At 46.5% G+C, this 11,723-nt stretch carries 9 protein-coding genes; 3 read left to right on the top strand and 6 right to left on the bottom strand.

Annotated elements, in window-relative coordinates:
• Positions 1-939: redox-regulated ATPase YchF (gene ychF, locus Q0668_RS11410; RefSeq protein ID WP_298864454.1), on the bottom strand; the 939-nt coding region annotated here is incomplete at its 3' end.
• Positions 940-1,276: 337 nt separating this feature from the next.
• Between ychF and Q0668_RS11405 the strand changes: the two genes are divergently transcribed.
• Positions 1,277-3,070, top strand: coding sequence for an arylsulfatase (locus Q0668_RS11405; protein WP_298864451.1), 1,794 nt, complete (start codon positions 1,277-1,279; stop codon positions 3,068-3,070).
• A gap of 13 nt (positions 3,071-3,083) precedes the next feature.
• Here Q0668_RS11405 and Q0668_RS11400 read toward each other — a convergent pair whose 3' ends face one another.
• Both Q0668_RS11400 and Q0668_RS11395 read right to left on the bottom strand, forming a co-directional pair.
• A complete protein-coding gene (locus tag Q0668_RS11400) occupies positions 3,084-3,905 on the bottom strand; it encodes a glycosyltransferase family 2 protein (RefSeq protein WP_298864448.1) in 822 nt (273 codons plus the stop codon).
• 7 nt (positions 3,906-3,912) lie between these two features.
• Complete coding sequence (locus Q0668_RS11395; protein ID WP_298864445.1) at positions 3,913-4,671, bottom strand: glycosyltransferase family 2 protein; 759 nt, start codon at positions 4,669-4,671, stop codon at positions 3,913-3,915.
• Positions 4,672-4,885: 214 nt separating this feature from the next.
• On the opposite strand from Q0668_RS11395, the gene Q0668_RS11390 reads away from it, so the two are divergent.
• Positions 4,886-5,638 (top strand): hypothetical protein, encoded by a 753-nt coding sequence (locus tag Q0668_RS11390; RefSeq protein WP_298864442.1) that lies wholly within the window; start codon positions 4,886-4,888, stop codon positions 5,636-5,638.
• Positions 5,639-5,743: 105 nt separating this feature from the next.
• The gene (locus Q0668_RS11385) at positions 5,744-7,003 is read left to right on the top strand and encodes a glycosyltransferase family 87 protein (protein ID WP_298864439.1); all 1,260 of its coding nucleotides are present in this window, start codon (positions 5,744-5,746) and stop codon (positions 7,001-7,003) included.
• Positions 7,004-7,010: 7 nt separating this feature from the next.
• On the opposite strand, the gene waaF is transcribed toward Q0668_RS11385, so the two are convergent.
• From waaF to Q0668_RS11370, 3 genes are all read right to left on the bottom strand, one after another.
• Entirely contained in the window at positions 7,011-8,075 is a 1,065-nt protein-coding gene (waaF, locus tag Q0668_RS11380; protein ID WP_298864436.1) for a lipopolysaccharide heptosyltransferase II, read from the bottom strand.
• The gene (locus Q0668_RS11375) at positions 8,072-9,616 is read right to left on the bottom strand and encodes a bifunctional heptose 7-phosphate kinase/heptose 1-phosphate adenyltransferase (RefSeq protein ID WP_298864433.1); all 1,545 of its coding nucleotides are present in this window, start codon (positions 9,614-9,616) and stop codon (positions 8,072-8,074) included. The genes waaF and Q0668_RS11375 overlap by 4 nt, the downstream gene beginning before the upstream one ends.
• 163 nt (positions 9,617-9,779) lie before the next feature.
• Positions 9,780-11,168, bottom strand: coding sequence for a nucleotide pyrophosphatase/phosphodiesterase family protein (locus tag Q0668_RS11370; protein ID WP_298864431.1), 1,389 nt, complete (start codon positions 11,166-11,168; stop codon positions 9,780-9,782).
• Positions 11,169-11,723: the final 555 nt, after the last annotated feature.

Here is an 11,723-nt window from a genome sequence, read left to right as displayed (position 1 = left end):
CTCAAAATCGGAATGAATCACTCCAGCTGCCTGAGGACCCGTCGCTCCGATGGGAATCGTCCAGGCACGAATTTCAATTTTTCCAGCAGTAAAATAACTCTGGAGCCCCAGAGTATGGTAGGCGGCACGAGCCACGACTGCTAATGCCGGTTCCTGTAAATCTACACTTTCCAGCATCTCACTGCGGTCAGCTTCATCCAGTTCTGCTATTTCCGATTCCAGACGGCCACAGACGGCAACGACATCGCCACCCTCAATCGCGGCTCGTTCCCGGACCCGTTGCACCAACTCCCCTTCTCCCTTGATATCGTCTTCATCCACATTCGCCAGATAGAGTACCGGCTTGGCTGTTAAAAACTGATATCCTTTTAAAATTTTCTGTTCATCCGGATTATCGAACGAAAGGCCCCGAATGGGTTGTTCATTTTCTAACCGCGCCGCACAAGCATCCAGCACAGCCAACCGCGACTTTGCTTCGGCATTCCCGGAACGAGCTGTTTTGGCTGCCTTCACTTTAGCAGTCTCGACGGTCTGCATGTCAGCCAGCATTAATTCGATGTCGATTGTTTCGATATCACTAATCGGATCAACTTTACCCTCAACATGAATCACATCGCTATCTTCAAAGCAACGCACGACATGCAGGATGGCATCGACATTTCGAATGTGTGACAAAAATTTGTTTCCCAACCCTTCGCCTTCCGAAGCACCACGCACAATTCCGGCAATATCGACCAGCCTCAAGATGGCAGGGATTACTTTATCGGTGGGAATATAATCGTGAATGATCGCCAACCGGGGATCTGGTACATTGACGATCCCCACATTGGGTTCAATCGTACAGAAAGGATAGTTCTCACTTGCAATTCCCGCCGCAGTTAATGCGTTAAATAACGTGGATTTACCTACATTTGGCAGACCGACAATTCCAGCTTCCATAGCTCTTTTCAGTAATTAATTATGATGATGTAAACAGAGGTCGCTCGACGATCATTCCGTCTCTCCAGACCTACACTGAATTTTGGCCCATCATAGCGTAGTCACGAATTAAAAGGAAATGGTCGATTTCACCATTCGTTGCTTAATTTTTTCTGATTCTTCTAGAAAGATCGCGTTGATAGCCAACAAAAAGCCGGTGACAGTTGTATAAATATAAGACATCTTAATTTATTGCTACCCTTCCCAGAGATGGATAGTTAAACTGGAACGGTTCTTTTTCGATAATCGATTTATATCTGAAACACCTCTAAGATCAAAACACAATGACGAGTGGGCTATGCGACCAATTCTGCAGCTTCTGATTTTCATCTCGATCTTGTCGGTCGCCTTGACCGACTGTCCGGCTAAGAATCCAGACTCAGTAAAACCTAATATCGTTCTGGTGATTACTGATGATCAGGGATACGGGGATATTGCCGCTCATGGCAATAAGATGATCAAAACACCAAACCTGGATCAGCTTTATCAAAAAAGTCTGAGATTAACGAACTTTCATGTTGATCCCACCTGTGCGCCAACGCGGTCTGCGTTAATGACAGGACGCTATTCCACACGTACCGGAGTGTGGCATACCATCATGGGGCGTTCTCTGATGGATACCAATGAAGTTACGCTGGCAGAAATATTCAAAAGTAATGGATACAAAACCGGGTTATTTGGAAAATGGCATCTCGGTGATAATTACCCGTTGAGACCTCAGGATCAGGGATTCGAAACGGTCGTACAACATGGTGGCGGCGGAGTGGGACAAACTCCCGATTACTGGCAAAATGATTATTTCGACGACACTTATTCCCGACTGGGGAAGCAGGAAAAATTCAAAGGGTATTGCACGGACATCTGGTTTGATGAAGCACTGAAATTTATTGAAACCAGCAAATCCAAGCCATTTTTTGCCTACATTTCGACGAACGCACCTCACGGCCCTTATCTGGTAGATAAAAAACAGAGCGACCCTTATGCTAACCAGGGCGTGGCTGGAAATATGGCTCCTTTTTATGGCATGATTACCAACATCGATGATAACATGGGGCGATTAATCAGTCGCCTGAAGGAATGGGATCTTGAAAAGAATACGATCCTGATCTTCATGACTGACAATGGTACCGCAGCCGGTGTTCAACGACCTCAGAAAAAAGACCTTTCCAAAAAGCAGCAACGCCGACTTTCCAGAGGCAAACCCGTGATAATCGACACCTGGCCTGGTTTTAATGCGGGGATGCGCGGTACGAAAGGTTCCGAGTATGATGGCGGCCACCGCGTTCCTTTTTACATCCATTGGCCGGGTGGAAAACTCACTGGTGGGCGGGATATCAATCAGTTAACAGCTCATATTGATGTGCTTCCGACACTGGCTGAACTTTGTAATCTGACCATTTCCAGTGAACTCAAACTGGATGGTACGAGCCTTGTTCCAATTCTGAATGGGAAGCAAGATGACCTGCGTAATCGCACACTGATTGTTCACTCACAGCGAATCGAATCTCCTGAAAAATGGAGAAAAAGTTCTGTGATGACTGATCGCTGGAGACTGGTTAACCAAAAAGAACTTTATGACATTCAGACTGATCCGGGACAAACAAAAAATGTAGCCGCCGAGTTTGCCGGTGTCGTGAAATACCTCGCTGCGGAATACGAAAAGTGGTGGAAAAGTCTCACTCCCCAGTTCAGTCGTTATGTCGCGATTGGCATTGGCTCCCCTTCTGAAAATCCCGCACATCTAACCTGTCACGATTGGCACGCTCCCATAGCACAAGTCCCCTGGAATCATCAATTGATTGCCAGGAATCCCATTGCCAATGGCTTTTGGATCGTTGATATCATCGAAGCGGGCACCTATGAAATCACTCTTCGTTGTCGTCCTGAATCGGCGTATCATCCCCTGAAAAAAGGGCTCGCACGTATTCAAATCGGTAACCTGAAACAGGAACAAAAAGTGGCTGAAGGAGATCTGTCAACGACCTTTACCATTGAGCTTCCTCGGGGACAGAAAAAACTGCAAACCTGGCTGGATGAAGGTAATGGTGTTTCGCGCGGGGCCTTCTTCGTTGAAATTTCTCGGAAGCAGTAGTTCAGATGCACCCTCAAACAGACGAAGCCTGTTCGATACCCACCCTGGCCTGAATTCTGTCTGTCTCAATCAACTGCTGCAATCGTCGTTGATTTTCTTCCAGTTGGTCTCGTGAATTTTCGGGATGCCAGATATGAAAAACCGGAGCAGCAAACCGGGCATCTTGATGGCAGATCCCTTTTCGGATCAATCTCAACACCAGATCAGAGTCTTCCATTCCCCAACCAGTGTAATCTTCATCAAAACCATTCACTGCCAGAAGGTCTTCTTTCCATACTGAAAGATTACAGGTTTTTGCACCTTCCCATTGATTGGCGATGCGCCTTCGATACCAACTCCCCAGAGGGACTCTGAATAAAGGTGAGAGTCGATTGATCTGTTTACGCTGACGTGCCTGCAACAATTGCCATAGGTTCCAAGTATGAATGGGGATCTTCGTCTCCAAGACCTCCCGGGAAAACTCCTGCGAGAGTAAAATCCGATTGCCTGAGAGAAACCATTGGCCCTCAGCAAGACGCGAATGCTGAGCTAAAAACCAGGGTGCCGGAATACAATCACCGTCTGTGAATACAATGTAATCCGCCTGGGTACTTTGAATCGCTCGATTTCGAATGGCGCCCGCTCGAAAGCCCTGGTCTGGATGCCACACATGTCTTACTGGAAAAGGTGCTCGTTCACGAAATACATCGATGACCGATCTCGTTTCTTCTGTGGAACCGTCATCGGCAATGATCAATTCATCGGGCGGACGCTGTTGAGAGAGATAGCCCGCTAAGACAACCTCTAAAGCGGCAGGCCAGTTGTAAGTCGTAATAATGACAGCTAATCCAGCCATGAAATGATCAGACTTCTTCCTGATTCTCTCGATTGATGACCATTAATTTTAAATAACGATAATAGGTTCCCTCTGCATTCGAAACGGCCAGCATAAATCCTTCTCGACCATCCAGAAAACCCGCACGAAAGATATAGGTTCTCAAAAACGTCCAGAGTCCATGCAAAATGGCTTTCGTCAATCCCGCTGTCTGTTTTTCCTCAGCCATCATCTTCGCGCCGGCAGATGAGTAGGAATTCATGGTGTTCAGAATCTGTTCCAACGTCAGCAACGATTCATGAATGATCGGTTCTCTCAGCTTCCCGATTTTGCCATTCACAATAATCCGCTCATGCACCAGATCATCACTGAATTGTGCTTTGCCTCTGCAAAAAAGTCGCACGACACGGTCTGGCCACCAGCCACTGTGTTTCATATAGCGCCCACAGTAATTGGAACGGCGCGGCATGGTATAGGCATCATAACGCCCGGGCACCTGTATAATACGTTTGATTTCCGTTTGCAGGTCGTAAGAAATCCGTTCGTCTGCATCAATCGAAAGCACCCAGTCTTTTGTGGCATATTGTAATGCACGATTTTTCTGCGGACCAAAACCGGGCCAATCCGTTTCATGAACTTTGTCTGTATATTCCTTGCAAATTGAAATGGTCTGATCTGTGCTGCCGGAATCCAGCACAATAATTTCATCCGCCCAGACAACTGAAGCCAGACACTCCCGAATCGATGCCTCTTCATTTTTTACAATGATAATGACTGATAACGACATAAAGCTAACTTTGATACGAAAATACGAAGAAGCAACGTAGAACGGGAAAGTCGATCAATTTTCAAGATTGTCAACCACGCGCGATCCTGTTAAAAGAGGGTACGTGAATGACTCAAATTATTATCAAACGCTCTGTTTCCATCAAGATTGCCAAGAGTTTGGCAGGATTCTGCCATCCCGAAAAGGGCAATCGACAAAATCATGAAAAGCCCCTGTGAAATTGTCTGATTTACATGACGAAGATAATGCCTGCTTTAAATTGTTTAATAACGATACCCCTTATACGATAATTCGCTGTCTTAAAGAAGAAGACTTACGTTCGGTATGGTTAATTGAGCTACCCGAGCGTGGCCTGACAACACTCAAACGCTGGCCTGTTACCTGGAAACTTCGCTGGAAATCTCTATTCAACCAATCTCAGCCTCAGCGGCAACTGACTGGTGCCTGGAAATTACTGTCTGTAGGTGTGAATACGCCGCAACCGGTAACCCCCGTCTATCGATCAGGTCCTTATTTCCAATTAGAAATGCCTTACATTTCAGGTACAACTGCTTTTGAATTATTAAAATCTGGCTCAGACTACTCTAGGTCGGGACAATATCTAATCGCGAGAGAACTGGGCAAGATCGTCCATCGTCTTGCAAGTTCTCATCTCCGTCATCGAGATTTTAAACTGGAAAATGTGGTCGTCAAACCAGCCAGTGAATCGCAGCAACAACCGACGCTTTGGCTCATTGATCCTGTTGGCATTCTTTATTGTCATTCTCTGATTCACGCCATAGTCTATATGCTCGACCGATTGGCAATTCAGCCCCTCCATGAAGGAATCTCCGTACCATTCTCCCTTCAAATCATTTGTATACGTTCTGCCCTTGGTCCCATTTCTGGTAAGTCCCGCAAAGCGTTCTTTCGGATGTTACGAAAACAGCTCAAAGACTCTATCCGGCAAACGCCTTCAAATGATTGATCTTGCCCTGATCAACCAAAAGAAATAAAAGCCCTTGTTGTAATATTTCTTCCCAAACAACCTCACTTGTCTTTCCATGTAAGACACCTCTGCCTCAGGTCTGACATGAAACATTTCTCACAATATCCATTGAATTTCAATTCTCCCCTGGTTGAAGAAACTTCCGGAGCAATCTGGCTCAAAAGAGCTTTGATTTTATGGGCGATCCTCTGGATTGCCGTCAGTGTAAAGTCCATTGTTCAACCTGAGAAAAAGTCCGTTTTCCCCTGCTTTGCAGACTCTTCAATTAACTGGTGGGCTGACCGCAGTCTGTATGACAATGACATCCAGAAAACAGGCTATCGTTATAGTCCGACATTTGCGTTGGCCTTTACACCATTTGCAATTCTGCCGCCATCAATGGGTGGCATCCTTTGGTCCGCTCTGAATATCGGGCTCCTCGTTTTTGCGCTACGTTTATTGATCAAAGAAATTTTCCCAGGCGACTGGTCAAAGTTTCAGGAAGCCTGTTTCCTGATTCTATGTCTGGCTGGTTGTACGCGCGCTATCTGGTCGGCACAAAGTAATTCACTGGTTTTCGCGTTAGCCGTCTTTGCCGTTGTTTCCCTGAAAAAAGAGCGATGGTGGGCAGCAGCCTTCATTCTGGCAGCAGCCGTGCATATTAAACTCTGGCCTGTGGCATTGGCCTTATTACTCATGGCTCGGTTTCCCAGACAGTTGGCATTACGATTCACAGCAGCGTGTGCGCTGCTGGTCATTCCCCCTTTCTTCACTCGTCCTTTCCCTGTGGTCATTCAACAATACCAGGATTGGTATGCGCTGTTGACTGGTCCTTATCGTACGCTCAGACAAGCAGGTCTAAGAGACGCTTATACGATTGCAGAACACTTCGGAACTTATGTAGATGACCGCGTCTATACGCTCTTGCAACTCGGATTAGCTGGACTGGCATTATTGTGGTGTCTCAGACTGGCGAAGGTCTGCAATTCCACTGAAACCTATTTCACAGGCGCCCTCACAACCTGGGTATGCTGGCAATTACTGGTGGGGCCCGGAACAGAAAGACTGACGTTCCTGCTGGCTGCGCCCCTTGCCAGTTGGGCACTGATCGTCAGCTATAAAGAACGCTGTCATCCCTTGCTGGCATCCATTGCCTGGCTTATGTTGATTCCCTTAGGTACAGGCAGTGTTGAACGTCTCCTCCTGCCTGTCGCGGACTGGTCTCCTGCAATCCTGCCTCTGGGAATCATACCCCTTATGGTCTGGCAAACTGTCTATATCGAAAGTCGGGCTGATCTCCATCGGGCAAATCAGAATCGCGAACGAACGAGTTTACAGAACCAGGATCCCTTATGGGCAGCTTGAGACCTGCTCAAGCTGCATTTGCTTTTTGAGAGTTTAAATGGGATACGACAGCCTGAAATACCTGATCGGCGTCGAGTTCTTTCATACAGCGATGATGCCCTAAAGGACAAATTCGTTGCTGGCAGGGGCCACAATCCAGATCAAGCTGTAAGTGCAAACCACGATCATAAAACGTTTCACTCCACAAAATGTGTGTCGGCCCAAACAGAGTGACCACAGGTATTTGAAAGGGGGCAGCAAAATGCCGCGGTCCGGAATCGGTTGTGACCAGCAATTCAGATTGTTGAATCGCTGCTTTCGTGAGCCCGAGATGGAGTGGTTCTGCTGCCAGAGAAGTGACCAGAGGATGCCCGGCTTGTTCCACAATCTGCAATGCTTCTGCTTTTTCGGCAGGGCCACAGACGACTAAGACAGACCGCTGTAATTCAGAGGCGATGCGGCGCGCTAAATCAGAAAAATGCTCTACCGGCCAATGTTTGGCAGCTCCAAAAGCACCTCCCGGATTTAAACAAATGAGAGGACGGCTTCTAAATTCAGCAGACTGTTTCTCTAAAAACGATCTCCAGCGTTTCTGATCGGTTTCTGTAACAACGAGTTCCATTGATCGAGACAAAGGCTCTGAGAGTTCCAATCCAGTCTGCTCTTTTTCAATCAGATAGGCGGCGATTCGCAGGTATTCATCAATGGCAGGATGGGGTTCCTGTTTGTCTTTGGCTGGAAGCGCATCAGTTAATAACCATCGACGTCGGTCACGAGCGATGCCAACTCGCTTTGGTATTCCTGCCAGATATGTGAGCCAGGCACTTCGAAATGAGTTGGGAAACAGAACAGCCAGATCAAATTTCTCGCCTCTCAACTGTTTCATAAAACGCAAGCGGGATATCAATTTTTGCCCACGATGCCAGGAAATCTTGCGATCAATGCTATCCAGACCTTCCAGTACATCGGCCACATAAGGCCTCTGAATCGTCACAATTTCTGCATCAGGAAACTGGTGACGAATAGTTCGGAGAGCCGGCGTTGCCATCACGGCATCGCCTATCCAATTCGGTAAAAAAACAGCAATTTTCATCCGGCTTTTCGTTTCGGAGGTTCAATGGGATGTTTTAAAGCAGTCGCACCATTTTCATGCTCCTGATTACTGCGAATGGCTCCCAGGATTTGTGTTGTTGAAATACCAGGAGTAACCCCCAGAGTTCTGACTTCGCCTCCATATGATTCAACGATATCCCAGCCGACGATTTCTTCTTTTTTGTATGTGCCCCCTTTGACGAGTAAATCCGGCTTGAGCAAGCTGATTAATTCGCAAGGCGTTGTTTCTTCAAAGACGACGACATAATCAATGCCTTCAAGAGCCGCCAACATGGAAGCGCGATGGGCTTGCCCGAAGATGGGACGATCCGTACCTTTGTTTAAGGACCGTACACTGCTGTCACTATTCACGGCAACGATCAGACAATCTCCTTCGGCGGCTGCCTGCTCCAGATAAGTCACGTGTCCTACATGCATCACATCGAAGCAGCCATTGGTCAAAACCACTTTTTGCCCCAGCTTTTGACGTGCCATCACATGTCGCTTCAATTCTTCCAATGGTAATATTTTTTCGCTGGTGACACGCGACCCCATCAATAGATCCGCAATCATCTCCTCGCGGCTGATCGTGACCACACCAATCTGTTCGACTTCCAGGCCGCCGGCGACATTCGCTAATCGGGCAAGATCAACGGGGGCAAATCTGGCAGCACTTCCCACTCCGATCGTCGCCAACACCATGTCTCCCGCACCGGTAATGTCATACACTTCCCGTTTGCGAGTAGGCAGGATTTGTGTCAATCCATCGGCCTGAGTCAATGCGATGCCATCACTGTCGAGTGTGACAAATACATAATCCAGTTGTAGTTCATTGCATAACTGCCGACCGGCACGAAATGCATCCTCCTGTGAATTGACTTCAAAACCAACTGCTCGTGCTGTTTCCAATCGATTGGGAGTGATTGCTGTTGCACCGGAATAAATCTGGTAATCCCTCCCAGGGCAGGGATCAACAATCACTGGAACTCCCACTCTTCTCGCTTCTTCTATTACAGCCGCCAAAATTTCGGGAGTACAGACTCCTTTGGCATAATCACTCACAAGAATAGCCTTGTATTCTGATATCATCGGCAGAATCAGATTGAGCAATTTTTCAGACGTGGGTTGATCTAAAGGAGTATTTACTTCGCGGTCAACTCGGAGAATTTGATGAGGGTGCCTCTGTTGTGCGCGCCCCATGAATCGTTGTTTGACAGTCGTAGGACGGCTGGCGTCATGAATCATGGCTGAACAATCGACGCCTCTCTCTCCGAGAGCTTCTTTGATGACAGCTCCATCCAGATCGCTGCCAATCACTCCTGCCATCGTGACTTCAGCATCAAGACCAATCAGCATGTTGGCGACATTCGCCGCACCTCCGAGTCGCACTTCCTGGGCATCTTCCCGTAACAGAATCACAGGCGCTTCCTGGCTGATCCGTTCTGCATTCCCCCAGATATAGCGATCCAGAATCAAATCACCCAGAACGAGAATTTTTGGGTGCCCTAATTTTTGAATGGTATTGATTAAATGATAAGACATAAAATAGACGTTTCAGATATTGTTATAAATCCAGTTGAGTCAATGCGATCTGTGATTCTCACAGGCTGCGGAATCATCATCAGAATACAAGTTTGAGTCAATGCCTTTTCTGGGAATATAGGCAACCTGATAACACTAGGTCTAAATATTTAATAGTGGATGGCTATTTGCCAAATTGTAACTCCAATAGCATCTCTTTGACCGCCGTCATTGGAATCTCATCCCGCTCGATTGATCGAGAAGAGCTGATAAACACTGGCGCTTCTACTTCTTCTTTTCCGGGAGTTGGTAAGCGACCATGACTGCCTTTGACGAGATTTGCATCCAGACTGGTGAGGTCCATATAGTAGCGAAAACCCAGTTTTTTTTGGGCCAATCTCTTAGCAATTCGTAATTTTGGCAACCGAATTTCCGGATCAACGAACAGCTCAACCGGGTCATATCCGGGTTTACGATGGATATCTACCGTGCGTGCATAATCGGGTGCAACGCTGTCATCTAACCAGAAATAATATGTAAACCAGGCTCCGGGCGCTGCCACCACCACAAGCTCACCAGACCGATCATGATCGATACCGAATTCGGCTTGCTGTCGCCGATCGAGAACCATTTCAACACCATCTACAGTTTCGAGTGTCAATTTGACTTCAGAAATCTGAGCTGGATTCTGGATATAAATATGAGCAATCTGATGATCGGCTACCGCGAACGCAGCAGAAGCGCCGCAGTCCAGAGATTCCCAACCCAATACCTCTTTACGAACTTTTAACCACCCCGCTTCTCTTAAGATTCTATTTATATGCACCGGCTGCGAAACATCAGTAATGGCATACTCAGAAAGTACGACGACTTCCGCACCAGCATTTTGTGCGACTTCAATCAAACGCCCTGCTTCCCGATCAATGTCTCTAATATCCTGATCAATGGCAGGATTACTTACCCCCAGACGCTGCAAGTTATAATCAAGATGCGGTAGATAAACTAAGGTCAGGTCCGGTTTCTTTTCATGGAAAACTTTGATAGAGGCATCTACAATCCAGCGTGAACTCAAGATATCCGCACCGGGTCCCCAGAATCGCAAAAGTGGAAACACCCCTAATTCAGACTGCAATTCGTCTTTGAGGCTTTCAGGCTGACTGTAAGAATCGAAGACCTTTCTTCCATCGGCCGGATAACTCGGACGAGGTGTCACAGACCAGTCTACGGGAGCGTACATGTTATACCACCAAAACATTTTCGCAGTCGTATAAGCAGGGTCTCTAAGTTTGGCAGCTTCGTAAACCGGCTCACCACGCACCAGTCGATTTGACTGTTTCCAGAACATGACTTCAGACAACTCACGGAAATACCAGCCATTCGCCACGATTCCATGTTCGCTGGGTAAAAGTCCCGTCAGAAGTGTGGACTGAGCAGAACAGGTCACTGCAGGCAATACCGTTCCCATTGGTCTGGAAAACCCCAGATTTGCCAGACGCATTAAGTGGGGGGTATTTTCACCTAACATTGCATGGGTGAAACCGACAACATTAATGACAATCAGCGGTTTGGCCATAAGGGATTTCGATCACTGAAAGTGTTAATAATAAATAACTTAGGACTATTATATATTTTCTAAGTTTAATGGGCATTGAAATAAAAAGGAAGCTGAACCGAAGGGCTGTTTCGCTCATAACGGTTCTGACAATTATCGTAGAAAGTATTGAGATAGACAGTTAGATTTTAAAAAACAATGCGTCTGTGTGACAAATGGGCAAAACACAATTCCATAGTACACTAACAATCAGGTATAGTTTATTTTGTTCACATGAGTCCCATAATAGACGGCTCTAACCTTAATTCTAAAAAGTCATTTTTAAAGACTTATCTTTTTTCTGGTTAATGATTTAGGTCTATATGGATATATTCGGTTCAACAGTAAGGGTCCTGAATAACCACATCTGCATATAATTGTTTTTAAAGAGATAAACCTTTATCTGAGTATATTTATATTGACTCCCCCATATATACCATTCTAGCTTATTTAGCATATATGTTATAATTGCGCCATTACGCAATATTTAACCGATATTTCCCATTTGGGTTGAGCCAGGAATCGATCCAGGCTCGA

It is taken from the genome of uncultured Gimesia sp. (assembly GCF_937910335.1).
Taxonomy (GTDB): domain Bacteria; phylum Planctomycetota; class Planctomycetia; order Planctomycetales; family Planctomycetaceae; genus Gimesia.
Note: the sequence above shows the minus strand (reverse complement) of the source record. Positions and strands in the feature narration are given on the sequence as shown.

Bases quoted from the DNA above. Each gene is read 5' to 3' on its own strand.
- Q0668_RS11370 (WP_298864431.1), bottom strand. From the start codon at position 11,168: ATGGCCAAACCGCTGATTGTCATTAATGTTGTCGGTTTCACCCATGCA.
- Q0668_RS11395 (WP_298864445.1), bottom strand. From the start codon at position 4,671: ATGTCGTTATCAGTCATTATCATTGTAAAAAATGAAGAGGCATCGATT.
- Q0668_RS11375 (WP_298864433.1), bottom strand. From the start codon at position 9,616: ATGTCTTATCATTTAATCAATACCATTCAAAAATTAGGGCACCCAAAA.
- waaF (WP_298864436.1), bottom strand. From the start codon at position 8,075: ATGAAAATTGCTGTTTTTTTACCGAATTGGATAGGCGATGCCGTGATG.
- Q0668_RS11400 (WP_298864448.1), bottom strand. From the start codon at position 3,905: ATGGCTGGATTAGCTGTCATTATTACGACTTACAACTGGCCTGCCGCT.
- Q0668_RS11385 (WP_298864439.1), top strand. From the start codon at position 5,744: ATGAAACATTTCTCACAATATCCATTGAATTTCAATTCTCCCCTGGTT.
- Q0668_RS11405 (WP_298864451.1), top strand. From the start codon at position 1,277: ATGCGACCAATTCTGCAGCTTCTGATTTTCATCTCGATCTTGTCGGTC.